The organism is Oscillatoria nigro-viridis PCC 7112, assembly GCF_000317475.1.
GTDB lineage: Bacteria > Cyanobacteriota > Cyanobacteriia > Cyanobacteriales > Microcoleaceae > Microcoleus > Microcoleus nigroviridis.
This window is the reverse complement of sequence record NC_019729.1, coordinates 5,365,520-5,390,447: the sequence shown is the minus strand read 5'-3', so window position 1 is coordinate 5,390,447 and position 24,928 is coordinate 5,365,520. Positions and strand designations below refer to the sequence as shown.

Here is a 24,928-nt window from a genome sequence, read left to right as displayed (position 1 = left end):
AGTCATTCGTCCTTGGGAATTGGGCATTGGCCCGCGCAGGGCATTGGGCATTGTTACTAACTCACAAATAACCAATAACTAATAACTACAGTCAACAGCCAACAGTCAACAGTCAACTGACTACCTTTGAGGAAGTACCGATGCCAAGTGCGATCGCACTTTCACGTAACACCGTGCAATCAGTAGCGAAGAATGACACTGCACAGCCAATTCATCAGTATACTGTCCCAAAGTTTGGCGCTCAATTCCCCACTCCCGACTCGTACCGGCAATAGTCAAATCAGCATTAGCAGAAGCCGCTACTACTGCTTGAATTGGTTCAGCAGCCTCCACAATCGGAGTTTCTATGCGCGATCGCACCTCAACTGGTAACTGCTCCATCACTCGCTGAAACTCGTAACTCAGCTCGTTTCCAGCTTCCCCGTCAACCGCCACCCGCAGCACCGTCAAACGGCGTTCCTCGCTATTAACTAACAGTCTCAGCGCCAATTCTAACCCCAAATCATCGTGAATGTTTGCCGCGTAAGGTACTAACAAGTTATTCAACCTTTCCCGGCCTCTGTCAACAAAAATTGCTACATCCACCTTTGCGTTGCTGAGAATTTGACCCACACGTCCTCCCAAACGGTTGCTGCTAAAAGTAGGCCTGTGCCATCCTACTAAAATTAAATCCGCGCGATCGATTTGTGCAATTTGGGCCGTTTCCCGGGCTACATCATTAGTAACCCTAATGATGGGATGTACGAATTTTCGCGCCTCTGACAGTTCCAAGCTCTCAATCAATTCTGATAATCTCGATCGGCGTTCTTGAATAATGCGATCGGCTTCCGCAGGCGTACTTTCAAAGGCATAGTCATCATTTAATTCTATCAAACTCAGAGGATGAACCGCCGCAGACTGTAAATCGTCACCACCGATACCAGCAGCCGGCTGCGCCAGCGCTACCGCTAGTTGCAGTAAACCCTTCTGTGTGCTGGGATTGGCAACAGGTACTAAAATTCGATAAGTTGGCAATTTGTTAGCATTTTCTTCGCTGCTTTCAGCCATTTGTGAATATTCTAATTCTGAATCATCTGAGTTAACTTCTGAAATATCTAACCTAATTAACCGTTTTGGATAAGTCCACTCCAACAGTGGCGAAGTCATAAAAGTTGTCACTAAAGCCATGATGACTAACATCGTAAATAGCAGGGGCGAAATCACCCCCAAGGAAAGACCGATATTCAGCACAATTAGTTCAGTCAAACCGCGAGTATTCATCAGCCATCCCAGGGCTGAAGCTGCGCGGTTGCCGATGCCACAGACTCTAGCTGCAACGTAAGTGCCGACGTATTTGCCGACAATGGCCACTCCCAAAACTGCGGCGCACAGCAGCCACAATTCCGGACTGTTGAGCAAGCCGATTTGAGTCCGCAAGCCGCTGTAAGCAAAAAATATCGGGAGCAGAAATATTAGTACAAAGTCTTCGGTTTTTTCGGCTAATTCTCTGGTTAATCCCGCATTTTTAGGCATGGCAGCACCCAGCAAAAATGCACCGAAGATTAAATGAATGCCGATCAATTCAGTAATTAAGGCAGAAGCTACAACTCCTATATAAATTCCCGACAGCACTAACTGTGTTAATCGGCCGGTGCGGTTGTAGTGCTTGGAAAGTCGCTGCAAGAACCATCGGACTACAGTCAGCATGAAACCGATGTAAATTAAAGATGCAATAATTGTCGGTAAAGCGCCTAGCATTGAGTTGGTTCTAGTAACTGCGATCGCCACTGCTAACAAGCACCAAGCTGTCACATCGTCAACGGCCGCGCAAGTCAAGGCCAGCGTCCCCAATTTTGTATTCTGCAAGTTGTGTTCTGTAATAATTCTTGCGAGCACCGGAAAAGCAGTAATTGACATCGCAGCGCCCAAAAACAGGGCAAATGCTGTAAACGAAACGCTATTATTTGAAACAATGGGATACAGCAGCAGTGCTAGCAAGCTTCCCAGGGAAAACGGCACTAGAATGCTGACATGGGAAGTTAAAATCGCGATATCTAAATTGCTTTTTAGGTATTTCGGATTCAGTTCCAAACCAACCAAAAACATGAAAAAAATCAGTCCCACCTCAGACAGCACGTTGAGGAAGGGAACGGCTTCGGCTGGAAAAAGTGCTGTTGCTAAATCTGGTGCAACTAAGCCCAACAGAGAAGGCCCGAGCATAATTCCTGCTACAATTTCTCCAATGACTTGAGGTTGTTTGAACGCTCGAAATCCTAAACCGACAAGTCTCGAAAGTGCGATGACAATTAGAACTTCAAGCAGGACGAGAATGGGGATGGGCATGGCGTTTTTAGCTTTGGGATTTTTGCGGATCGAGAGGACTCGGCAGTAAAGCCGACAGAATTGCCGATCGAAACAAATGGATACCAGCTCGATCGAAGGTAGAAGGCACAAGAGGCGCACCAACAACGCCATTCTCTCACAAGCGAACAAAGGCTTTGGCAACCTCCCACCTGGATTTTTCGTTTTTTACAAGCGCTTGCCAAGTAACTTTAACCGCAGCGTGCGTACCCCGCACCCAACCCGCGGACTAAATCTCACCTCCGGGTGTCAAGCCAACCCTACGGATATCAGATTGTCAGAAAAAGTAGCGCGCGCTGTGATAAACTAGAAAAGTTGTTTAAATTCGCACATCCGGGTTTTCGGGTGTTTCTAAGGCGCAAACCTTCAGAAATACGACCGGGTGGAGGATTAACCCGAATCAGGAGTTAAAAATACAATGCCAGTAGTCAGTTTGGCTCAAATGTTAGAGTCAGGGGTTCACTTCGGACACCAAACCCGTCGGTGGAACCCGAAAATGTCTCCATACATTTTTACAGAGCGCAACGGGGTTCACATCATCGACCTCGTGCAAACCGCTCAGCTTATGGAAGACGCCTACGAGTACATGAGAGTTGCCTCAGAAAAAGGCAAAAAGTTTTTGTTCGTGGGTACGAAGCGCCAAGCTGCAGGGATTGTAGCCCAAGAAGCTCAACGCTGCGGTGCTTATTACGTCAACCAGCGCTGGCTGGGGGGAATGCTCACCAACTGGACGACGATTAAGTCCCGCGTGGAGCGCCTCAAGGATTTGGAGCGCCGCGAGGAAATCGGCGCCCTCGATTTGCTGCCGAAAAAAGAAGCTTCGGTACTGCGCCGAGAAATGGCAAAACTCCAGAAATATCTGGGCGGGATTAAATCTATGCGGAAGATTCCCGACGGAGTGGTGCTCGTAGACCAACGCCGCGAGTATAATGCGGTGTTGGAATGCCAAAAGTTGGGAATTCCGATCGTCTCTCTGTTGGATACCAACTGCGACCCGGATTTGGTTGACATTGCGATTCCGGCGAATGACGATGCTATTCGATCGATCAAGCTGATTGTCGGCAAGTTGGCTGATGCCATCTACGAAGGTCGTCACGGTCAGCAGGGCGGCGACTCTGATGAGGACTACGACTACGAGGGTGGTTACGAAGGCGCGGAATATGATGTCGAAATCGAAGAATTGGATGACCCCGATTATGTAGATCCCGACGACGCTGCTGAGGCCGAGGGCGAAGAAACCGAGAGCTAGTATTGCCCTCGGAATCTAGCACCAGGAAATTAAAAATTAAAAATTGAAAATTAAAAATAATTATTATTTTTAGTTGGATATTTTTAATTTTTAATTGTACGTAGCACGAGTCTAAGTCATTAGTAGAGTTCTGGCAAAAGCATTCATTGTGTCAGCGCCCGAATGAATTCTAGCGCTACAGGTACAAAGTCGGTACTAAGATCGACTGTTATTTCTTTACTCTGGTCTAATCATTAACATTAAAATTAGTGACTAATGACTAATGACTGATGACTGATGACTAATGACTAATAACTAATTTTGATTGGGAACTTAAAGAAGATGGCGGACATATCTGCAAAACTTGTTAAAGAACTGCGCGACAAAACCGGCGCGGGCATGATGGACTGCAAAAAAGCCCTAGCTGCAAACGAAGGCAATATCGAAACATCCATTGAGTGGCTGCGGAAAAAAGGTCTAGCCGGGGCTGACAAAAAAGCAGGACGGGTTGCCTCAGAAGGGCTTGTAGGCAGCTACATCCACACGGGCGGCCGCGTCGGCGTGCTGGTGGAAGTTAACTGCGAAACAGATTTTGTGGCACGTCGCGAAGAATTCCAAACTTTGGTGCGGAATATTGCGATGCAAATTGCAGCTTGCCCGAATGTGGAATACGTGAAAGTAGAAGATATCCCCGCCGAAATTGTCGCAAGAGAAAAGGCAATTGAAATGGAGAAGGACGACTTGGGCAACAAGCCAGACAACATCAAAGAAAAGATTGTTCAAGGCCGCATTGACAAGCGCCTGAAAGAGTTATCTTTGATGGATCAGCCTTTTATTAGAGATCAGAATATCTCGGTAGAAGAGTTGGTGAAACAAACGATCGCCCAAATTGGAGAAAATGTCCAAGTGCGGCGCTTCGTGCGTTTTGTCTTGGGCGAAGGCATTGAAAAGGTAGAAGCTAACTTTGCCGATGAAGTGGCAGCCCAAATGGGTGTTCAATAATCCCAAATTAAGATTTAGAATTAAAAATTAAAAATGTGAAAAATTGATTTTTTGCATTTTTAATTTTTAATTTTTACATGACTTATCGACAGACTATATTTGTAGGGCGGGCACTGCAAAACTTACTACTACAGATAGCGTAAAAATTGAAAAATTTCGGAAGTCCTAAGCTGTTGTGCATTTAAATTTTTTGTTGAGGGTGGGAGTTCCTGCCCAACCCCTACTCCCCACAAAAGTGAAAATTTATTTGATATCATGTCCGATCGAGTGACGGCGATTACAAGGGCGAGTTTTTGAGATTGGAGATTGTTGGCAGATATTTTTCGTGAGGGGTTCCCCTACCGTATTAGGGGTAATTGACCGGACATAATATGACCGTGCAATTTAAATGTCGATTAGCTTATTTTAATTTTATACGAGAGATATGGTGCGACCAAGAGAGCGAATAGAGCAAGATTTGGCAGGACTCGAAGAGGCTTTAGCAGCCTTGAATTTGGAGTTTCGCAGTACCTACGAAGGTTATTTAGCTGCGTTGGGACAAGCGGTGCGGCAGCAGTTAATTTTGGCTTGCTATCACCTTTGCACTCAAGCAGTACCGGAGTCGTTTCTCAAGTTGTCCTTCGAGGGGCGGCAAAAAATGCAGCAGTCTGTAAGGCTTTTGGCTTCGGTATCGGAGGAAAAATTGCGATCGCTGGTGACTGAATCAGAAGCAGATGAAGAAATAGAGGAAGAGGAAGAGGAAGAGGAAGAAGAAGACGAAGACGACTTCGATGAAGAGGAAGATCGAGAAGAGGAAGACGAAGCAGACGACAAGGAAGAAGACGAAAAGGAAAAACACCAAGTTTCGGCTATTAACTATCTATTTTCATTGGCAAATTATCAATTGCCAAGTACCAATTCCCCGGAAAGTTTGGCACGCTGGCAAAATAGTATTGAAAAGTCGATCGCCAATATACTCAAGCTGCTTTCTCGCGACACCAACCGCTTGCTGAAACAGTCGGGAATCTTGCCGAGTCAATTGCCAGAACCGGTTCTAGAAGCTGCTTCTAGTGCTGAATCCTCCGGCGAGAGTGTTGCCGGGCCGCCTAACTTATTAAACTTAATCATTGAAACCGATGTCTCACCAGCATCGCGAAAATTGGCGGAAACCTTGGGTAGTAGGGCGCTGCACATTACAGCGATTAAACTGCGGCTGTCGGAAATAGAGTTTGCCGATGCGGGAACCTCGGCTTGGCGCCAGCAAATTCGCAACCTCTCTCTAAAGTTGAACTCGCTGGGCCGCGATTACCAGAAAAAGCAGCGGGAACTCGCTGTGGTGGAGGCTGAGTCGGCTTGGCGATCGAGTTGGTTTGAAGATTAGTCAGTTGTCAGTTGTCAGTTGTCAGTTGACAGTTGTCAGTTGTCAGTTGTCAGTAGGTAATTGTCGGGAATTCTTGAGCTATGATTAATAACTAATGACTAATGACTAATGACTAATGACTAATGACTGATGACTGATGACTAATTACTAATGACTGATGACTAATAATCAACCAGAATGGCAGCGATTGCAAAAAGCTCTTTCAGTAGAAGCCGATCGCGGATTTAACGATATCCAAGGCAGTCAATACCGCTTCAGCGAGTTTCTGGGCCTGAGTTTGAGACAACTTGCAGGTTCTGTGGCGGCTTCGGCGCGCGATCGAGCCAGACAACTAGCCGCTGAATTTGACATCTACCCTCAGAAAGATCTCGAACAGCGCCAGCATTCGATCGCCATTACGGTCAGTTTTCTCCGGCAAATGGAGCAAGTTTGGGAACAAGAAACTCGCCACCAGCAAGAACTTGCACGACAAGTCAGACCCGCAAACGCTAACGCTTCTGAACCAACCGCCCCAGCACTTTCCGTTCCCCGAACAGCACCCCTGAGTACAGCACCCCCACCACCAAGCCTGACTCTCGACCAACAGTTAACCCGCACCGCCGGCATCGGCCCCGCCAACGGCAACCGCTTGGCAAAACTGGGTTTATACACTGTATATGACTTGCTTTACTACTATCCCCGCAACCACATCGACTATGCAAAGCAAGTACAAATTCGCGAGCTAGTAGCCGGGGAAACTGTCACTTTAATCGCTGAAGTAAAGCGGTGCAATTGCTTTTCTAGTCCGAAGAATAAGAAGTTAACTATATTAGAAGTAATTTTAAAAGACCGCACCGGAGAGATAAAAATTAGTCGTTTTTTTGCAGGCCCTCGCTACAGCAATCGCGGCTGGCAAGAATTCAAAAAGCGCGAGTATTGTACAGGTGCGGTGCTGGCGGCTTCCGGGTTGGTGAAGCAGGGTAAATATGGAATTACTTTAGAAAATCCTGAGTTAGAAGTATTAGACGACTCCGGCGGTGCGATCGAATCAATGAAAGTCGGCCGCCTGATACCGGTTTATCCGCTGACGGAGGGGGTGGATGCCGGTTCGGTGAGGCGATCGATTTTGGCGGCAATGCCGGCGGCGAAAATGTTGCCGGAATCGCTACCGGAAGATTTGCGCGAGCGTTACGGTTTAATGGGTTTAGCCGATGCCGTGACTAATATTCACTTTCCCCTCGATCGAGATTGTTTGGCCGCCGCCCGCCGCCGCTTAGTTTTTGACGAATTTTTCTACCTGCAATTAGGACTTTTAAAGCGCCGCCAAACCCAAAGAAAAGCTCAAGCTAGTGCAGTCCTCATTCCTAGCGGCAAATTGATCGAACATTTTTATGAAATCTTGCCTTTTGCCTTGACTAATGCTCAGGAAAGAGTCATCAATGACATCCTCAACGATTTAGCTTCGCCGCAACCGATGAACAGATTGGTGCAAGGCGATGTCGGCGCCGGCAAAACTGTAGTAGCCGTCGTGGCAATGCTAGCAGCAATTCAATCCGGCTATCAAGCCGCTTTAATGGCGCCGACTGAAGTTTTAGCAGAACAGCATTACCGCAAATTGGTAGGTTGGTTTAACTTGATGCACTTGTCTGTCGAACTGTTAACTGGTTCCACAAAAGTAGCCAAGCGCCGGGAAATTCACAACCAGTTAGAAACCGGAGAATTGCCCGTTTTAGTGGGAACTCACGCGCTGATTCAAGATACGGTAAATTTCCATAAATTGGGTTTGGCGGTAATTGACGAACAGCACAGATTCGGCGTGCTGCAGCGCGCTAAATTGCAGCAAAAAGGCGAAGCTCCCCACGTTTTGACGATGACGGCAACTCCCATTCCCCGGACGCTGGCGCTGACGCTGCACGGGGATTTAGATGTGAGTCAAATTGACGAACTTCCCCCCGGCAGGCAGGCGATTCAAACCACTGTACTGTCTGCAAAAGAACGCATCCAAGCTTACGATTTGATTCGGCGGGAAGTGGCTAGCGGGCGTCAAGTTTATGTGGTGCTGCCGCTGGTGGAGGAGTCGGAAAAGTTGGACGTGCGATCGGCAATTGAGGAACAAGAGAAACTGCAAAAAAGCGTATTTCCTGAGTTTAAGGTGGGTTTGCTCCACGGCAGGATGAGCAGTGCTGACAAAGATGAGGCAATTAGTAAGTTTCGAGACAAAGAAACTGATATTTTAGTATCTACTACTGTCGTCGAAGTGGGAGTAGACGTGCCGAATGCTACGGTAATGCTGATTGAAAATTCTGAGCGTTTTGGACTGTCGCAACTGCACCAGTTGCGGGGTCGAGTCGGTCGGGGCAGCAACCGTTCTTATTGTTTGTTAATGCCCGGTTCCAAAACTGCGGAAGCTATGCAGAGAATGAAGGTTTTAGAACAATCTCAAGATGGTTTTTTTATTGCGGAAATGGACATGAGATTGCGCGGGCCGGGTCAGGTTTTGGGAACTCGGCAGTCGGGTTTGCCGGATTTTGCTTTGGCGAGTTTGGTGGAGGATCAGGAGGTTTTGGAGTTGGCGAGGGCGGCGGCTCAAATGGTAATTGAGAATGATGAAAGTTTGCATCAGTGGCCGGTGGTGCGGGATGAATTGGAGCGGAGATATCAGCGGATGATGAGTGGGTCGATTTTGACTTAGATAGTTTTGGACGCAGCAACGGGGTTTTTAATAATATTTTGTAGGGGCAGGTTAAGCGAAGATATATCAAAGCCGGCAGTTTATTGCTGCACTCACGCGCCCTCCTCCCCGTAGGGCGGTTGATTTGGACCTACTTATTTAATGTCAGTAATTTCAGAAACCGGTTTTCTTCCCACAAACTCACCTAAAATCCTAGGTTTTTTGTCAGGAAACGCGGTTTATAGTTTCTTGCTGAGACTGCTGCAAAATATCAGGTTGCTCGAAACGTCAAAAACACGAATTTGTTGGGTAGGAGTGCCTCAACCCAACCTACTTTCGGAGACGATTTTTCCCTCGCTCTAGGGTGTTTTTATGAGTTGTCAGGCTTGTGGCACTTATTAAACCAAGAATCCTTCGCAGGAATGACGAGAAAGTGTCAAAATTAAGATTGTCCTGCCAGAAACAGGGGAAAGAAAATCTAGCCTGTACTGGCCTTACCAGGCAACATTGATTCCTCGCTTGTCACGCTTGCAGGTGGTCGCCGACGGTTCGTCGCATTTAATCTCAACATTAATTATGAAAGATCTCACTCGTTATCGAAATATCGGCATCTTCGCCCACGTAGATGCTGGCAAGACCACCACAACAGAAAGAATCCTGAAACTGACAGGTAAAATCCACAAAATTGGTGAAGTTCACGAAGGCGCGGCGACGACTGACTTCATGGAACAGGAGCAAGAGCGCGGTATTACGATTCAATCCGCTGCTACCACCTGCTTCTGGAACGAGCATCAGCTCAACATCATCGATACTCCCGGACACGTCGATTTTACGATCGAAGTTTACCGTTCTTTGAAGGTTCTCGATGGTGGCATCGGTGTGTTTTGCGGTTCGGGTGGAGTTGAACCGCAATCTGAAACCAACTGGCGCTACGCTAACGATTCCAAAGTCGCTCGCGTCATCTACATCAACAAGCTCGATCGCACCGGCGCAGATTTTTACCGCGTTGTCCAGCAAGTCGATAAAATCCTCGGCGCTAAACCGATGGTAATGGTATTGCCGATCGGCATAGAAGAAAAGTTTTGCGGCGTAGTCGATTTGTTGACCCGCAAAGCCTGGATCTGGGATGATTCCGGCGATCCGATGAACTATCAAATTAAAGATGTCCCCGCCGATATGGTCGATGATGTCGAAACTTGGCGCGAAAAGTTGCTCGAACTGGCCGTCGAGCAAGACGACGATGTAATGGAACAGTATCTCGAAGGCAACGAGCCGAGCATTGACGACCTCAAGCGCTGCATTCGCAAAGGTACTCGCGATCGGGCATTTTTCCCCACCTACTGCGGCTCATCCTTTAAAAACAAAGGCGTGCAGTTGGTTCTCGATGCCGTAGTTGACTACCTGCCGAACCCGATGGAAGTCACACCGCAGCCAGAAGTCGATCTCGATGGGAATGAAACCGGCGAATTTGCCGTTGTCGATCCCAATCGGCCATTGCGGGCACTCGCGTTTAAGATCATGGACGATCGCTACGGTGCTTTAACCTTCACGCGCCTGTACTCCGGTAAGTTGTCCAAGGGCGACACCGTACTCAACACCGCCACAGGCAAAACCGAGCGCATCAGCCGTTTGGTGGAAATGCACGCCAACTCTCGCGAAGAAATTGACTCCGCGCAAGCAGGGGACATTGTGGCGATCGTCGGCATGAAAAACGTCCGCACCGGACACACCATCTGCGACCCCAAAAATCCCGCCACCCTAGAGCCGATGGTATTCCCCGATCCCGTTATTTCGATTTCGGTCAAACCGAAACAAAAAGGCGGCGAAGAAAAAATGGGAGCAGCCCTCACCAAGATGGTGCAAGAAGACCCATCCTTCCACATGGTGACGGATCAAGAAAGCGGCGAAACGATTCTCAAGGGGATGGGCGAGTTACACCTCGACATCAAAGTAGACATTCTCAAGCGCACCCACGGCATCGAAGTAGAAGTCGGCGAACCGCAGGTAGCCTACCGCGAGTCGATTACCAAGCGCCTCGAAGACGAATACACCCACAAAAAGCAATCAGGTGGTTCCGGTCAATTTGCCAAAATCGGCTACGTGATCGAGCCTGGTGAGCCTGGAAGCGGCTTCCAGTTTGAGTCAAAAGTGACAGGTGGTAGCGTGCCGAGAGAATATTGGCCAGCGGTCGAAAAAGGCTTTGAAAGCTGCATCGACAAAGGCGTCTTGGCCGGATTCCCTTGCTTGGACTTGAAATTCACCCTACTAGAAGGCGGTTTCCACCCCGTTGACTCGTCAGCAATGGCCTTTGAAATTGCTGCCAAAGCGGCCTATCGCCAGTCTCTGCCTAAAGCGGCGCCTCAGTTGCTCGAACCGATTATGAATGTCGATGTATTCACTCCAGATGATTACATGGGCGACGTGATCGGCGACCTCAACCGCCGCCGGGGCATGATGAAATCTCAGGAGACAGGACAAACAGGAGCGCGGATCAAGGCAGATGTGCCGTTGAGCGAAATGTTTGGTTACATTAGCGATTTGCGTACAATGACCTCTGGGCGCGGACAATTCTCAATGTCCTTCTCGCACTATGCTCCTTGTCCGAATAACATCGCTGAAGAAGTGATTAAGGCGGCAAAAGAGCGTCAAGCTGCGAAGTAATGTATTGACTGCGACGAAGTGATTTGTCGCAGTCAATCACCAAGGTTAAAAACTAGATTTTTGTAGTTTTTAACCTACATTCCGCACTTCTTAACATAGTCAGAAGTGCGGAATGTAGGCTCAAAGAAGCGCTAGAGTATCGTGTGCGCTTGAGCGACTTGGCCCAGAAAGTGTTGTTGAGCCGTAGCAATCTGACCCATCTGGTCGATCGTCTGGAAAAAGCCGGACTGCTGTATCGAGAACGCTGTCCGAGCGATCGGCGTGGCGCCTATGCCGTGCTGACTGAGGCTGGATTGGAGATGCAACAGAAGATGTGGACGGTTTATGCTGAAGGAATCGCAGAATACTTTGGCTCTCACTTGGATGATGAAGAACTTCAGGTGATGCAGCGAGTGTTAGAGCGAATGCTTTAAAAAAAGCAACACCCTGAAACCCACATCAATTCATGCCAATATACCTGGGTTCGATCATTACCGTTACCAACTGCTACCTCTACGCTCAACTCAACCTAAGTTCATAACTGTAATTGCCCTAGCTGACTGCAACAGCTATCTTCAAGATACTTTCATCTTTAGAGTTTTATGATGATTTTATCTGATAGACCTTGAATATTGAGTTCAAGGCTGGGAGAAGCATCACTGTAGAAGACTTCACAGATGTAACCACTTTCAGGAACCTTAAAAAGTAATCTGTTGCTGCCCGATACTTCCACATCTTCAACCTTACCTTTGATGGTGCATTTCCCAGAATCCAAAGTTACTTGCAATATCTTGGATGTATCATCAGTAATAGTTAGCTGCTTAATCGTCTTGATTCTCATCAATTTAAGACGACCTATGTCACGCTGTTCGACGCCATTGCCTAAAGTTTTCCAATCAGCTTCTCTCTTGACTTCCGTGTTTGATGGCTCTGCTAGTGGAACAGTAAGCTCTGGAAGGTCAGAGACTGAATCTAGATTTATGCTCCATTTACGAGCATTCTCATCAAGTTCGTCCTGTCTTTGCTTAAATTTGCCACCATCTGTGTTTCGCTCGTAGTCTACCTGCTTTTTCTTAGTGGCAATCCAACGCTCTCGTGCAAAATTTCGTAGCTTAGAGTTGGAATCATCAAAAAATTTCTCATAAAATTCTAAGCATGGCACAAACTCACCAATTCTCTCCATTGCAGCACCAACTTCTTGTACAGTTATATGGTGCTGCCAATCGGAAAAACCTCGAACTGAAGTTATAAAGTTCTGATAACGTTGGCGTTCTGATCGAGCAGTATCTGGTGTAAGATCTGAGTAAGCAATTCCACGCACAACATTAAACTTCAAACTTTTTGCTTCATTGGGATGAGGATGCTTAGCTATTGCTTCTATGGCTTTGCTCCACAATTTTCGCTGAATTAAGTAGTCAACTAGCTCTTGATGCCGATTCAGGTTTTGAAGCGCTGGTAAAACATAGTCTAACCATTGATATTTATCTGGTTTTCTTTCTCTTTCCCACTCCTGAAAAATCCGCTGATTTTCTCCTTCTTTTTGCAGGTATTGTAAGCCTTCGGGAAAACCTTCGACTTCAGCTTTAGCTAAGTTATACTCGCGCTTTGGGGGAACTTCACACTGATCCCAGCAGCGCACAGCACCTTTATAATCTTTGGCTTGGTAGAAAGAACTTCCCGCCACTTTTATTGTTTGGTTATAACCAGCTTGTTGCAAGTCTTGTAATAGATTTCCAAATCGTTGCCATTGCTCACAGGTGAGACTCTGTTCGTTCATCAATTTTATATCATCAATTTGGCTGGCATATTGCTCGATCGCTGCTTGCCAGGGTTTGCTCGAACGAAAGTTTTTCAGTGAGTTGTTCTCATTGCGTTTTTCAAGGAACTCGGTGAATTTATTGAGAACATCGAAAGATTTCGGATCTTCCTCCATCATGAATGCCACTAAAGAAAGCTCTACTGGTTTCTGATTGGGGTTTTTTTCACACCATTGCTTCAATTCTTTCCAACAAGCTCCCTCCCAGAAGCACTTCCAAGCCTCTTCCTTCTTACCTCGATTCAAGAAAAGTTGACCAGCCTCACTAAAATGATTATCGAATTTGAGCGCCCAAGCTTCGCAGAGGTCAACTTCTTTTGTATCTCCTAACACAGAGTAATACGCTTTTGCATTTCTGAGTAACTCTGGGTTTTCCTCTGCCAATCCTTGCTTCTTCATCTGCTTTGCTTGGAGTTCTCGGTTGTCTTGATCCAGCACTTCTAGACTTTGCCCTGTGCTGATAGTTCCGAGTAAATCTGTCCAATCGTGGCGTTTATCAGCTTCCAACCGCTCAAGGAATCCATCGATCCGATCGTCACTAGCCTGCTGCCACAGCAATTCATCTCCTTCTTTTGAGTCAATGACAACCAAATCAGACATCGCTCGGCTAGCCGCAACGTAAAGCTTGTTAAAGTAGTATTCTAACTCTACTGAATCTCTTTGACTATTAGCGTCAAAGTTCCATACAAAGTTCGCATTGTTTTCTTGAGCCAACTCATGCCCAAATTTGTATAGGATGACCAGCGGGAACTCCAGGCCCTTTGCTTTGATGGCACTGTATACGTTCTCTGGCGTTTTTCCCTCGTTGGCTTGTGGAAATAATTCCAAAAGAATTTCATCACTTTTGATATAGTCAATTTCCCCGCCAGCTTCACAGGGTAGGATAAAAATCGGCTTATTGTCGATATGGCTTTTTAAATCGTCTAACGAGAGATTCTGACCAAAAATAAACTTTTGCGGTTTAGAAAAACTGTCTTTTTTTTGCCACGGAGTTTGTGGCTTAATGTCAGGTAGCTCGAAACGAACACAGCGCCACAATTGGATTAAATTGGTCACTTTAACGATAGATGAGCTAGAGCGATAATTAACTTGTAGCTCCTTAAAATTCATCTTTAGATTAAGTTTACTTGCTGGATCGAGCCTCATTACAACTTCGTTGTAAAACAATGCCCCGACGCTATCCCAACGAAATCCAGTAGGGTTTAAGGTTTGAAAAGGATCGCCAGCAAAGGTAAAGGGTAGGACAGAAACATAGTTAAATCCAAAATCATATTTAGAAAAAACAGAAAGCTTGACGATGAGTTGCAGTTCTAGTCTCGTAAAATCTTGAGATTCATCGCAAAAAATTGCAGTGTATTCAGAAGAGAAATATTTCCGTTCGAGAACTATTCTAATTAAGTCTTGATCGTCCCAGTAGCCCTTATCTTCAATTAGCCTTTCATACCATTTCCAAACCGTTTCATAAATTCCTTTGAATGTATCTTCTGGAATCTTGCGTTGTTCCTCGCGCGGTAATTCCTTATAATCGTCTTCGTTTATATATCCATCAAGAGAGTAGCCTTTAATCAAAGTTCTAATAATGTACCAGCATCGCCCTGCTGAGTAGCGTTTATTTCTTGCTTCTGGCAGTGGAGAATCTTTATAAAGCTGTCGAAACTGGTTATAAGAAATGTATTTTTCTGGTTTAAATCTGTCGTATTCTGTAGATGGTAAAAAATTTAATAAAAATTTCTGGAATGGTTGAAAAAAGGGTTCTACATCTGGTATTTCTGCTTCTGGCTTTCCTCTCTCTAATAAAAATTTATGATGAGATTTTAAAAGGCTTTGCACTGAATCTTTAGCTACCTTGAGCAAACTCTCGCTGTAAGTTAGAAAAAGAGGGTGTGGCTTTTCATAAAAATCATATCCTCCTGCTTGACAAGAGTTCCAGTGGCGATCGCAGTAATCAGCAAAAAGGTGGAATAACATTGTAGATTTACCACTCCCAGCTCGTCCATTGATAAACATCGGTAGGGAGGGTTTTTGTGGAGTTGAAATAGATTCTAAAATTTGTTCTTCTTCCACTGAGAGAGCTAGATTTGATTCGTCATCTTTTTCAATAGCTAGCCAACTTTCAAAATCTAATAGTAGGTATGCTGGATAAGAACGTCGTGCTAGGCAAGTTAGCTCATCCATACTCAATTGAGCCGGAAGATTATTAACATTTTCACCAAAGTCGGGAAGATCGATCGCCTCTACTACTTCTCTTATAGGGTCATCCGATGGTTTTTCAAGAAAAGGAGCAAGCAAAAATAAAATTTTTCTAGAGGACGTATCTTCAGTAGCAATAGTTTCGATCCTACTAAACAAAATCGATAACCCTTCCCTGTTGCTATATAACTTTACACGAGAGCAACTTGTGCTTTCATCTTCCACATCATTTTGACTAATAATCTCGAGAATAATATTTTTGAAAGTTTCCCGTCGGTCTTTGATTTTCTCTTGTCCGCACTTTTTCAACCATTGTCCGCTTTCGTAAATCACCAAGTCTTGAGAGTCTTTACTCCAGCTAGGTAGCTCTAGCCAGACTAACAGATCGTTTGGAAGAGGCTCGCGTTTGTTTGGCTGTTGACAAACCGATTCTTTTTGTTTATTTAGCCATTCCTTAATCTCATCATCATTCAGTAATGGCTCTAACTTGTCTTGACCAAATTTTTGACGTTTATTTTTGTCTGTAAATTCTTCATACTCTTGACTTTTTCGCTCCAGAATATTTAGTAAGCAGAGAATCTTCTCATTATCTACCTCTTCGATCTTTGCTAATAACCTGTATTTCCCTATTCTTCGCTTCCAGTAAGGATAAATTGGATCGAAGAGATCTAACACTTCGGAGTTATCATAAAGTTCAGTGATTTTAGGTTTAATATAATACTTTTCAGCGTTATCCTGGCACTGCTGTGTAATATAGATATACATAAGCTTTGGGAAAGTTCTTTGGTAAGTATTCAGGTAGTAGCTGACAAAATACCTATACGGCGAATCAAAGACAACTCGTAAGTTCCGCATAGCTAGTAGACATCCCCGAAAGAATACCTTCAACCCTTGCCCTGTCTGGGCTGAGAGCGAATTTCCGGAGATATCTAGTAACTATATCACATTTGCAGTATGATACCAAAGTCTGTGCAGAGGCTTTTCCTAGTTGCGCGATTACTTTGGGATTACCCTGCAACACCAGAGAAACACGATCTGTGTCGAAAATCCACGAACAACATAAGCATCCAACACTTCGTTGCGGCTGACTAAAACTAAGAATTCTATATAGTGCAGCACTTCCTGTTTCAGAGAATCTGGCAACTTGACTAGACTTTCTAGGATGGTGGTTTCTACCATTAGATAACCTCTCGATCCATAAACTTATGATAACAATTGCCAGTTAAGCTGCTCGATCGCATTGGGGACACCAGGAAGAGTCTAAAAATCACAATTGTAATTTTTTACATTTTAGGATATCTTAGAAAGGTACTCCGTCAATGTGGCGTTATGAGCAGGATAACGATCGATGTAACAGACGAACAGCACCAGCAAATTAAGGCAATGGCGGCTGTGCTGGGCAAATCTATTAAAGAGTTTGTACTCGAAAGGCTGTTTCCTTCTAACGATCGAGAGGAAGAACAGGCTTGGCAGGAACTCAAAGAACTGCTGAGGGAGCGCATAGCGGAAGCCGAACGCGGCGAAGTATCGGCTAAGACATTCAGCCAGGTTTTGGAAGAGAAGCTGGCGGCGATGGGAAAAGTGTAATGCCATCCTACGAACTCACCTCCTACGCAGAAGAGGATTTAGCAGATATTATCGAGTACACCGTTAACAATTACGGCATAGCCCAGGCGCGAGATTACGTTGCTGCGCTGGAAACCTGTGCTGAAAACCTTGCGGGTAGCCAGGGCTTCTATCGGGATCTGAAAAACATTCATCCCCGTTTGCGCGTAACCCGATGTCAGCACCATTATATTTTTGGCATCATGAGATCGGGAAGTCTGATGGTGGTTGTTGCTATTTATCACGAGCGGATGGATGTGCTGCAACGCCTGAGAACGCGCTTGAAAAACCCACAAGAAGGATAGCTGCGATCGCCCTTTAAAGAAAATCGAATTTCACTACAATAAATCCCGATCGCCTGGAAAAAGCCGGACTGCTATATCGAGAACCCTGTCCGAGCGATCGGCGGGGCACCTATGCCGTGCTGACTGAGGCATGATTGGCAATCCAACAGCAAATGTGGACGGTTTATGCTGAGGGAATTGCAGAATACTTTGGCTGTCACCTGGACGATCGAGAACTTCAGGTGATGCAGCGAGTGCTGAAGCGAATGCTTGCCGGAGTAAGTCGGTAAGGGCGAGAGTGGCGATCGAAGTAGCTGCGGAAGCAGAGCAAGTTGCTAGTATATCAATTAAGATCGATCGCCCCTATTTCTCCTCAGTCCGTGCAGGCGGACTTTGTTTGACAAGAAGCGATTTCAATCGCCGAGTTTCTGTCTATTCCCCCGCCAAATCAGCTCTAAATTTCTCAACAACTCGATTCAACTCAACCGAATGAGAAGCCTTAAATAAAATCAGATCGCCCGGTCCGACAAACTCCATTAAATGCCTTGCTAAATCTTCGTGGGAATTCTCCCTCGCAATATCTTCTACCTCCACAAGAGGCAAACCCGCCGCACCCGCAGCCATCGCCGCCGCTTCCTCAAAATCAGCAAAAACAAACAAAGCATCCAGATGCAAATCTCGCGCCGCCCTTCCCACTTGTCGGTGAAATTCGATCGCCCTGTCGCCCAATTCCTTCATCGTCCCCAACACCGCAATCCGGCGCTTTCCAGGAGTATCTGCTAACAGTCTCAGGGCCGCCAACATCGACTCCAAACCAGCATTGTAAGTCTCATCCAAAATTACAATATCCTGCGGCAAATCGTAGCGGCGCGCCCGTCCATCCGGTAACTGCACAGACAAACCTTGCTTTAAAACTTCCCAATCAATACCTAAAACTTTTCCTACCGCCAAAGCCGCCAAATAATTTACAGCATTGTGGCGTCCAGGCAGCGGCAGCGGCAATTCTACACCTTCTACTAACATGGTATCATGGTTAAGCAATTGTCCGCACAAATCCCCGCCTTCTAAACCGTAAGTTAAAGTTTTTCCCTGCCAAACTTTGGCCGCAGTTGCGATTAATCTGTCACAATCGTGATTGAGAATAGCAACGCTATCAGCAGGCATTTCGGCTAACAGTTCGCACTTTGCTTGGGCGATCGCCTCTTCCGAACCCAATCGCCCGATATGCGCCGTTCCTACATTAGTAATTACCGCCACAGTAGGACGCGCCATTTGCGACAGCAGCGCAATTTCGCCACTGCCGCGCATTCCCATTTCAATCACAGCATAATTGTGTGCCGGCGAAAGCTCCAACAAAGTTTTTGGTACGCCAATTTCATTGTTGTAGTTATATTGAGTTTTAAGAACATTTCCCTTCGTTGACAAAACCGCCGCAATTAACTCTTTAACAGTAGTTTTACCTACAGAACCAGTAACAGCAACTATAGGTATACTGAATTGGTCGCGCCACCAACGGGCGATCGACTGATAAGCTTTTAAAGTATCGTCAACGCGCAACAGCGGAAAATTAGGCAATTCCTCTTGCCAATGTCGATCGACAATCGCCGCAATCGCCCCCAAATCCCGGGCTTTTGCTACAAATTGATGGCCGTCAAAATTCTCTCCCCGCAGCGCCAAAAATACTTCACCCCCCTCAAGAGTGCGCGTATCTGTGGCAATACCTGTCCCTAAATCTGTCAAAACGCCCTCAGACACAGCAGGCAAAGGTACAGTTAAAATTTCAGCAAGTTGGGCCATACTTACGCGACAAACCATAACCAGCACTCACAGTTCAAATAATTATTTTCACAGCTAATTCTACCCCGCTCAACCTCAAATTTAACTGACAGCGGGCTGCGAATCGGGATTGACCTCGATCGTCCTAATACTAAATCGTCCGCCCACCAATAAATTATCCCGTACCCACCTACAATCTTTACCAATACTTTACAAAGTCGATGGTGATTTAAGGCCTTGCTAATTACCAACAATTCATGTAATGCTGGTGTTGATAAATAGTTTAACTAAGCAAAAAATATCGATCGGCTTAAGCTGCTGACAGCTTCTACCCCTAAGCCTCATCCGGCGAGAAGCTCGGTTGACTCAATTGTTGCGCTTCATCGGCCAATTTATCCAGCTCATAGCGCTGAAAGCTACTGCCCCAGCCTCGGAGGGTTAACCACAGTGAACGACTACAACAGACAGAGTTACGAAGAAGAACAGCTACTTTACAAGCACTGGCTGGAGTTGGTACAGCGAGAGCAGCCGGCCGAACTCATCAGCCGCTTTCGCACTTTGTTTATCCAGGGTACCGGATATCCCGATCGCTCCGTCGCCGACGCACTCGAAAAAATAGCAGCCTCAGAACACGCGGAACAAGAATTCAAATACATCCTCAACCGCTGCTGCCACATCCTGATCAACCGCTGGCAAACTTACCCCAGCAAGCAAGCAGCCATCCCTGAATTGATCGCTCTGTTTGAAGAAGCGCCCAAAATATTATTTGGATACAATCGATCGCGGAGGGGAGGCTCCATCCCCAAATTAGTAAATCTATTTACCGAAAGCGAACAGTACCTCACCCTCCAACGCTTAGCCAAAGTCATAACTCACGGCAATGAAGATAGCAGCAACAGCAAAACCCCTGCTACCCTTGCCCTCGGAACCTTAATTCCCCGCTACCCTTACCTCTACAAACACTGCCTCCTCAGCGACGACAGCACCTACGAACAGCAAAAAATCATTAAAAAAATCCAAGCTCAAAAGCAGCAGCAATTTGAGATCGAGCTCTCACAATATGTCGCTCACCAAGTGAGGAAAGCCCACATAGCGCGTCGGGAAACCTCCCTTTCCTTCGGCAGAAATATACAGCTTATAAAAAATCCGACCCTGTTGACCGACCCGGAACTATTCTTTGCCCTCAAGCAATTTGTCGGAAAAGTACAAGGAGCCGATACCTACAGAGAGCTAGCGGGCCGTTTCACGGCGAACGCCAGCACACATCAGTCCTACCGCTCCTTTAAAGACGACTTGTACGAATACCTGATTTCTTCTGTCACCGATGAGCGCTACGGCAAACGTCTCTTTAACGAAAAGTTGTATAAGCAACTACAAAATACCCTGCCCCACAGCGACGATCAGAAGTTTAACGAATTTTTAATGATTAGAACTTGCAGCCAGTTATTGAACTTTTTAGTAGTAGAGAGTCCTGTGCGCCCCAACCACTTTGTCTTCATCGACCTGATCTCAAACCTCGGACCCACCCAAACCACTGGTTTGCTACTGAAAATCGTACTAATTTGCGGCAAAGTCAAGCCCTACCTAGAAAAGCGGCTGGCAATTTTGTTCGGTCACTACGAAGGCAGTACCCGAGAAGGCGTGGTGTGGTTAGTCAAAGCCCTGGAAAACGTGAACCTAGCTTTGAGTACCAACTTTGGCAAGGTGGATGTATCTTTCCTGCGGTGAGAGGGCGCGGCATAACTTTCTCTGCTTCCAATGCAGGCAAAACATCGCACCGATCGACCAGGTTTCTGAATACCCTAAAAGTTTTACCTTTAATTAGAACGACTTAATTAACTCCTCAAACCTACTCAAAAGACGCTATTCTATGTTAAAGTACCAAGTGTGAATCAGATTCAGTTGCAGGCTTTGTTCATTGCTACAGAATTGTCTAAAAACTTGCCCTTCTGTATCGGCAGGGGACTCTCCGAAACTGAAATCTTCGCACTGTCTAAATTTTGGAGTTATTCCTCATGTCGATATACGTCGGTAACTTATCCTACCAAGTTACCCAAGAAGACATCACCACCGTCTTCGCCGAATACGGAACCGTTAAGCGAGTACATCTACCTACCGACAGAGAAACCAGTCGCCCCCGCGGCTTCGGTTTTGTAGAAATGTCCACAGATGCAGAAGAAGATGCAGCCATTAGTGCTCTCGACGGAGCAGAGTGGATGGGTCGCGACCTCAAAGTTAACAAAGCTAAGCCCCGCGAAGATGAAGGCGGCCGGGGTGGCAACCGGGGCGGCGGCCCTGGAAAATTTGGTCGCGCAGGAGGCGGCGGCGGAGGACGTTATTAATTTCCTCCGATCGAGATTTGAGATTGGAGAGTTGAAATTGGCGCGAGAGCTCACCTAGCTCCGAACCACTTCCGGCCGTTCCGAAAAACCTATGCTCTTCAAGTTTCCATATCTACCGGATTAAATATACCAAAAAGCCAAGGGCCTAACCCTTGGCTTTTTGGTATGAAAGTTGACGGTATGAGTCTCAAACCGGTTGGGCGAATCCGTTGCAGTACCGTCAGTTTCTAATCGTCAGGTTCGATGCTGCTGCTCAATCCGTGATTGTTGAGCGTTTCAGCGTAAAACTCAGCGTGTTCGAGAGCGCAAACAATCACCAATCCCATCCCGTTAGTATGGGCTTCCATCATCACATTTACCGCCTGTGGCTGAGTCAGACTCGGTACCGTCGCCATCAATGTCTGCACCACGTACTCCATAGGATTGAAATCATCATTGTGCAGCAGAACGCGGTAGCGCGGTGCAAGCTTGCGGACTGTGGAAGGCTTTTGAATAATTTCGACAGACACTAATCTATACCTCCTGACTTGTAAAATGTTAAAATTTGTCAACAATCTTGAGCCGGATTCCTCCGCTGTGCAAGAGTATGTCACTTTCAGCTATTTTATTGAAATCTGAAAATTCAGACAAGGCAGCCCCTTGCTCGATCGCAAGCTGTGAACCCAAAACCAAACCCGCAGGGGGTGTCCTGGGCCCTGGGCAACCACCTTCCTAGCGCCATAATATTAGAAAGGCGAGATCGATTAAAAATAACAAACTACTACCTGTTGAGTCTCCAGAACTGAGGGAACCTTATATGAAACGCAAACCTAAATCCTACAACGACAGATTCAGCGGCGACCCATCCCGAGGAGATGAAGACTCCGACTACTCCGGCTCCTTTGGCGGACAGTCGCGGCGTCAACCTCAGTCCGGCAAACCCTCTTTCCTCAATTCCGCCACCCTAGGGATTTTAACAGCCGTCTTTATTCTGGGAATTGGGATTGGCATTGCCTTTAGCTCCACAGCTACAATTAGCCCAGAGAACGTAGCCTCCCGCGAATTTATCGATCGCAGCGCCCCGAACCCAGAACTTTGCGTGCAGTTTGGAGCAAGCGCGATGGTGACAGATATGCGCCTCTACGTCACCCTCAACCCCTTCAACGTCTACATCTCGCAGCCGAGTATGCGCCCCGGATGCGTGCTGCGAACCAATAACTGGGCAATTCTCGAACAAAGAAAACTCATCAGCCAAAACCAAGTGCGAGAGTGCAAAAATCGCATGAACACCTTTGGCTTCACCGGCCCCCTGGAAGCTCAACCGGAAATTAACTGTATCTACCAAAACGACGGCGCTAAAAACCTGTTCCTCAACCAACCGGGTTCGATAGCTCCAACTACTGAAGGTCAAAATTTCTAAATCCCCGATATAGCGGTTTTCAGTTGAGTCAATTTACAGATATGCGGTAGGACTTAGGCTTTGCCTGAGTCCTTACTTTATTTCAGAGAATGGAAAACTCCTCTAAGGAGCGTCTATTAAATAATTTCCCTTTTTTCTTGTGGGATGGGCCGATTCCGCCCGTCCTTTCCGGGCGGGCGGAATCGGCCCATCCCACAACAGTCATGAAAAGTGGATTTTATTTAATTCTCATCCCTAAGAAAATATTGAACGAAGAGGTTCGAGAGAAGACTTCCTTCTTCCTTATTCCCTCCTCCTTCTGCTTCAAAAACCTAACTGGGGGAAATCTTCGGTTAACTGAACTTGCAAAATTTGACCGGGTTGAATCGTAGCAGGTTGAGGAGCAGCGACGTAAGTTGTAGCAACACCACCGGCTGCTCCCGCCAACAAACCGATACCGGAAAAGCCGCTCAGCAAGAACAAAGCTAAGCCACCAATACCAGTATTTCGCAACAAACTGCGATCGGAAGGCTGTTGCCGGCGGCCTCCCACGGGTTCTGAGCGAGCCAAGAGAGGGATATTGCGGCCGTTGAGACTAATAGCTTCGACCACAAATCGACTGCCGAGGTTCGTTGTTTCAAACCGACCGATGACCGGCGTATTAGCAGGTACGATCGTATTGCCGCGACTGTCGAAAATTCCCCCTTGCAGCAGCAGCACTTCCTCTCGGCTGGGCTTCGCACGGGCAAGGCGCAAAGCCCGATCGCCGGGGTATAGCAAACTGAGCTCCGTGCCCGCCGGCAACAAAACATTCGCCCCAGCCGCAGCCTGCAAAGGAGCATTAGATCGTCCGCGAGGAAGCGGTTCCCCAAAAGTAAGCGTCCGCTGTTCCGGCGCTGCGGCAGCCCTTATTTGAGGAACGCCGTGGGGTAGAGCAGCAGCTTGTACCCCACGGCGTTCCTCAAGGCGAACATTGACTAAAGGCACTGTTATCGGCTGGATTTGGTCATTGGGAGTTGGCGGCTGCGAAGAATTTGTAGCGGGATTCAGGGAAGTAGGAGGCTCAGCTCGATCGACCTCTGTGGCAGCAGTTGAGTTGGAATCTGTCGGCGGCTGGTTTTGCGGTACTTTTCTTGCAGGCTGGGGTTGAGTTTCGGAAGTTTCCATAATTGGAGTCGGTTCGATCGAAGGACGCAACACCCAGCGATTTTCTACCCCGCTTCTTTGGAATTGAACTTGCCCTGCCCTGAAACCGACTCCAGGAGCCAAATTGACCAGAATTCTCGCCGTCCCCGGTTGAAGTTGAGTCACCCCCACAGAACGCACTCTGCCTTGCGGGTATAGCTGAGTTGCATCTACTCCGATCTCAGTATTGGGTAAATCCACAGCAATCTGAGACGGGTTGAGTAGAGAATATTTGGGGGTTGTTCCCTCTGGGAGAGTAATTTCTAGCTGATTTGTCGCCGGATCGAATTGCCAACTTGTGACTGTAGAAGCATTTGCTCGTTCCAGTGTTGCGGGCACTGATGCAACTGCGGCGACGGCTGCTAGACTCAGACTCAGTGACTCGATCGCAAACAATCCCGCTGGTAGAGAATTAACAGTCAATTTTTGTAAGTCTGCCCAAAATTTTCGCGGTAATTTTTTGTATGGCATGGCTGCTGGGTGAAATTTTCGATCTGAAATAGATTATGGATGGGAAAATTTTGCCTTCGGATGACGCTGAAAGTTTAGCATTATTGCGATATGAAAAATTTAACTAAATGGAAATTATTGCGATCGCGCTTCGTTATTAACAACAAGTGGTGTCAGGTTAGACAAGATGAAATAGAATTGCCAAACGGACAAATTATAGACGATTTTTTTGTTAATGTCCGACCCAATATCGCCCTAGTATTTGCCACGACAGAGCAGCAAGAACTTGTATTAGTGCGCCAATACAGGCACGGAGTCGGCGAAATTTTGCTGGAACTGCCTGCCGGATCTTTCAATCCTGCTGAAGAAAGCGGGAAATCGGCAGCGGCCAGAGAACTTGCCGAAGAAACGGGATATGTTGCTGAAGAAATTTTGGAACTAGCAACCTTATATGATAACCCCGTAAAAGACACCAATTCTATATACCTATACTTTGCTAAAAATGTCAAGCTTGCCAGCAAAGTAGAATTAGATATTACAGAAGATATTGAAGTAGTTTTAGTTCCCATTTCCGAAGTTTTAGTGAAAATAAAAAGGCGAGAAATTTGTGTATCAGGAAGCATCGCAGCTATTTTTTTAGGATTAGAATTTTTGAATAAACAGCGGTAAGGTGCTGTGTGAA

The 24,928-nt window shown here is 46.5% G+C and carries 20 protein-coding genes; 14 read left to right on the top strand and 6 right to left on the bottom strand.

Annotated elements, in window-relative coordinates; translation table 11 throughout:
• Positions 1-120: 120 nt before the first annotated feature.
• On the bottom strand, positions 121-2,322 hold the full coding sequence (locus OSC7112_RS22345) for a cation:proton antiporter (protein WP_041622681.1): 2,202 nt from the start codon (positions 2,320-2,322) through the stop codon (positions 121-123).
• A 436-nt stretch (positions 2,323-2,758) separates the two neighbouring features.
• On the opposite strand from OSC7112_RS22345, the gene rpsB reads away from it, so the two are divergent.
• The 6 genes from rpsB to OSC7112_RS22315 all read left to right on the top strand — a co-directional run bounded on the left by rpsB (position 2,759) and on the right by OSC7112_RS22315 (position 11,654).
• Positions 2,759-3,589: a 30S ribosomal protein S2 gene (gene rpsB, locus OSC7112_RS22340; RefSeq protein ID WP_015178031.1), complete on the top strand. Its 831-nt coding sequence runs from the start codon at positions 2,759-2,761 to the stop codon at positions 3,587-3,589.
• Between the two features lie 321 nt (positions 3,590-3,910).
• Entirely contained in the window at positions 3,911-4,570 is a 660-nt protein-coding gene (gene tsf, locus OSC7112_RS22335; protein WP_015178030.1) for a translation elongation factor Ts, read from the top strand.
• Between the two features lie 424 nt (positions 4,571-4,994).
• Complete coding sequence (locus OSC7112_RS22330) at positions 4,995-5,930, top strand: hypothetical protein (protein ID WP_015178029.1); 936 nt, start codon at positions 4,995-4,997, stop codon at positions 5,928-5,930.
• Between the two features lie 157 nt (positions 5,931-6,087).
• Positions 6,088-8,601 (top strand): ATP-dependent DNA helicase RecG, encoded by a 2,514-nt coding sequence (gene recG, locus OSC7112_RS22325; protein ID WP_015178028.1) that lies wholly within the window; start codon positions 6,088-6,090, stop codon positions 8,599-8,601.
• Between the two features lie 555 nt (positions 8,602-9,156).
• A complete protein-coding gene (fusA, locus tag OSC7112_RS22320) occupies positions 9,157-11,241 on the top strand; it encodes an elongation factor G (protein ID WP_190274252.1) in 2,085 nt (694 codons plus the stop codon).
• A 149-nt stretch (positions 11,242-11,390) separates the two neighbouring features.
• Positions 11,391-11,654, top strand: coding sequence for a MarR family winged helix-turn-helix transcriptional regulator (locus OSC7112_RS22315; protein ID WP_263053544.1), 264 nt, complete (start codon positions 11,391-11,393; stop codon positions 11,652-11,654).
• Positions 11,655-11,812: 158 nt separating this feature from the next.
• Here OSC7112_RS22315 and OSC7112_RS22310 read toward each other — a convergent pair whose 3' ends face one another.
• Both OSC7112_RS22310 and OSC7112_RS22305 read right to left on the bottom strand, forming a co-directional pair.
• Positions 11,813-15,991, bottom strand: coding sequence for a helicase domain-containing protein (locus OSC7112_RS22310; protein WP_015178026.1), 4,179 nt, complete (start codon positions 15,989-15,991; stop codon positions 11,813-11,815).
• Between the two features lie 231 nt (positions 15,992-16,222).
• A complete protein-coding gene (locus OSC7112_RS22305) occupies positions 16,223-16,405 on the bottom strand; it encodes a DUF2281 domain-containing protein (protein WP_015178025.1) in 183 nt (60 codons plus the stop codon).
• Between the two features lie 150 nt (positions 16,406-16,555).
• Here OSC7112_RS22305 and OSC7112_RS22300 point away from each other — a divergent pair, with 150 nt between their 5' ends.
• Genes OSC7112_RS22300 through OSC7112_RS41895 form a run of 4 tightly spaced genes read left to right on the top strand, consistent with a single transcriptional unit; the run spans position 16,556 to position 17,405 of the window.
• Positions 16,556-16,813 carry a type II TA system antitoxin, ParD family gene (locus OSC7112_RS22300; RefSeq protein ID WP_015178024.1) on the top strand — a complete coding sequence of 86 codons (258 nt, stop codon included), beginning with the start codon at positions 16,556-16,558 and terminating at the stop codon, positions 16,811-16,813.
• Positions 16,813-17,136 carry a type II toxin-antitoxin system RelE/ParE family toxin gene (locus tag OSC7112_RS22295; RefSeq protein ID WP_015178023.1) on the top strand — a complete coding sequence of 108 codons (324 nt, stop codon included), beginning with the start codon at positions 16,813-16,815 and terminating at the stop codon, positions 17,134-17,136. The genes OSC7112_RS22300 and OSC7112_RS22295 overlap by 1 nt, the downstream gene beginning before the upstream one ends.
• A 38-nt stretch (positions 17,137-17,174) precedes the next feature.
• Entirely contained in the window at positions 17,175-17,270 is a 96-nt protein-coding gene (locus OSC7112_RS42440; RefSeq protein WP_071884039.1) for a MarR family transcriptional regulator, read from the top strand.
• Positions 17,271-17,405 (top strand): hypothetical protein, encoded by a 135-nt coding sequence (locus OSC7112_RS41895; RefSeq protein WP_263053543.1) that lies wholly within the window; start codon positions 17,271-17,273, stop codon positions 17,403-17,405.
• Between the two features lie 142 nt (positions 17,406-17,547).
• Here OSC7112_RS41895 and OSC7112_RS22290 read toward each other — a convergent pair whose 3' ends face one another.
• Positions 17,548-18,930 (bottom strand): UDP-N-acetylmuramoyl-tripeptide--D-alanyl-D-alanine ligase, encoded by a 1,383-nt coding sequence (locus OSC7112_RS22290; RefSeq protein WP_015178022.1) that lies wholly within the window; start codon positions 18,928-18,930, stop codon positions 17,548-17,550.
• Positions 18,931-19,338: 408 nt separating this feature from the next.
• On the opposite strand from OSC7112_RS22290, the gene OSC7112_RS22285 reads away from it, so the two are divergent.
• Both OSC7112_RS22285 and rbp read left to right on the top strand, forming a co-directional pair.
• On the top strand, positions 19,339-20,619 hold the full coding sequence (locus OSC7112_RS22285) for a Sll1247 family protein (RefSeq protein ID WP_015178021.1): 1,281 nt from the start codon (positions 19,339-19,341) through the stop codon (positions 20,617-20,619).
• 287 nt (positions 20,620-20,906) lie between these two features.
• Positions 20,907-21,233 carry an RNA-binding regulator gene (gene rbp / locus OSC7112_RS22280; protein WP_015178020.1) on the top strand — a complete coding sequence of 109 codons (327 nt, stop codon included), beginning with the start codon at positions 20,907-20,909 and terminating at the stop codon, positions 21,231-21,233.
• Positions 21,234-21,460: 227 nt separating this feature from the next.
• On the opposite strand, the gene clpS is transcribed toward rbp, so the two are convergent.
• Positions 21,461-21,742: an ATP-dependent Clp protease adapter ClpS gene (gene clpS / locus OSC7112_RS22275; protein ID WP_015178019.1), complete on the bottom strand. Its 282-nt coding sequence runs from the start codon at positions 21,740-21,742 to the stop codon at positions 21,461-21,463.
• A gap of 287 nt (positions 21,743-22,029) precedes the next feature.
• On the opposite strand from clpS, the gene OSC7112_RS22270 reads away from it, so the two are divergent.
• Positions 22,030-22,632: a DUF3172 domain-containing protein gene (locus tag OSC7112_RS22270; RefSeq protein ID WP_015178018.1), complete on the top strand. Its 603-nt coding sequence runs from the start codon at positions 22,030-22,032 to the stop codon at positions 22,630-22,632.
• Positions 22,633-22,935: 303 nt separating this feature from the next.
• Here the strand turns inward: OSC7112_RS22270 and OSC7112_RS22265 are convergent, their stop codons facing one another.
• A complete protein-coding gene (locus tag OSC7112_RS22265) occupies positions 22,936-24,267 on the bottom strand; it encodes an AMIN domain-containing protein (protein ID WP_015178017.1) in 1,332 nt (443 codons plus the stop codon).
• A 90-nt stretch (positions 24,268-24,357) separates the two neighbouring features.
• Here OSC7112_RS22265 and OSC7112_RS22260 point away from each other — a divergent pair, with 90 nt between their 5' ends.
• Entirely contained in the window at positions 24,358-24,915 is a 558-nt protein-coding gene (locus OSC7112_RS22260) for an NUDIX hydrolase (RefSeq protein WP_015178016.1), read from the top strand.
• Positions 24,916-24,928 lie beyond the last annotated feature (13 nt).

What these genes read in the sequence shown, in the direction of transcription:
- OSC7112_RS22265 (WP_015178017.1), bottom strand. Translation starts at nt 24,267, where the DNA reads ATGCCATACAAAAAATTACCGCGAAAATTTTGGGCAGACTTACAAAAA.
- rpsB (WP_015178031.1), top strand. Translation starts at nt 2,759, where the DNA reads ATGCCAGTAGTCAGTTTGGCTCAAATGTTAGAGTCAGGGGTTCACTTC.
- OSC7112_RS22290 (WP_015178022.1), bottom strand. Translation starts at nt 18,930, where the DNA reads ATGGTTTGTCGCGTAAGTATGGCCCAACTTGCTGAAATTTTAACTGTA.
- OSC7112_RS22260 (WP_015178016.1), top strand. Translation starts at nt 24,358, where the DNA reads ATGAAAAATTTAACTAAATGGAAATTATTGCGATCGCGCTTCGTTATT.
- recG (WP_015178028.1), top strand. Translation starts at nt 6,088, where the DNA reads ATGACTAATAATCAACCAGAATGGCAGCGATTGCAAAAAGCTCTTTCA.
- OSC7112_RS22345 (WP_041622681.1), bottom strand. Translation starts at nt 2,322, where the DNA reads ATGCCCATCCCCATTCTCGTCCTGCTTGAAGTTCTAATTGTCATCGCA.
- rbp (WP_015178020.1), top strand. Translation starts at nt 20,907, where the DNA reads ATGTCGATATACGTCGGTAACTTATCCTACCAAGTTACCCAAGAAGAC.
- OSC7112_RS22305 (WP_015178025.1), bottom strand. Translation starts at nt 16,405, where the DNA reads ATGGTAGAAACCACCATCCTAGAAAGTCTAGTCAAGTTGCCAGATTCT.
- OSC7112_RS22330 (WP_015178029.1), top strand. Translation starts at nt 4,995, where the DNA reads ATGGTGCGACCAAGAGAGCGAATAGAGCAAGATTTGGCAGGACTCGAA.
- tsf (WP_015178030.1), top strand. Translation starts at nt 3,911, where the DNA reads ATGGCGGACATATCTGCAAAACTTGTTAAAGAACTGCGCGACAAAACC.
- OSC7112_RS22270 (WP_015178018.1), top strand. Translation starts at nt 22,030, where the DNA reads ATGAAACGCAAACCTAAATCCTACAACGACAGATTCAGCGGCGACCCA.
- OSC7112_RS22300 (WP_015178024.1), top strand. Translation starts at nt 16,556, where the DNA reads ATGAGCAGGATAACGATCGATGTAACAGACGAACAGCACCAGCAAATT.
- OSC7112_RS22310 (WP_015178026.1), bottom strand. Translation starts at nt 15,991, where the DNA reads ATGTATATCTATATTACACAGCAGTGCCAGGATAACGCTGAAAAGTAT.
- fusA (WP_190274252.1), top strand. Translation starts at nt 9,157, where the DNA reads ATGAAAGATCTCACTCGTTATCGAAATATCGGCATCTTCGCCCACGTA.
- OSC7112_RS22295 (WP_015178023.1), top strand. Translation starts at nt 16,813, where the DNA reads ATGCCATCCTACGAACTCACCTCCTACGCAGAAGAGGATTTAGCAGAT.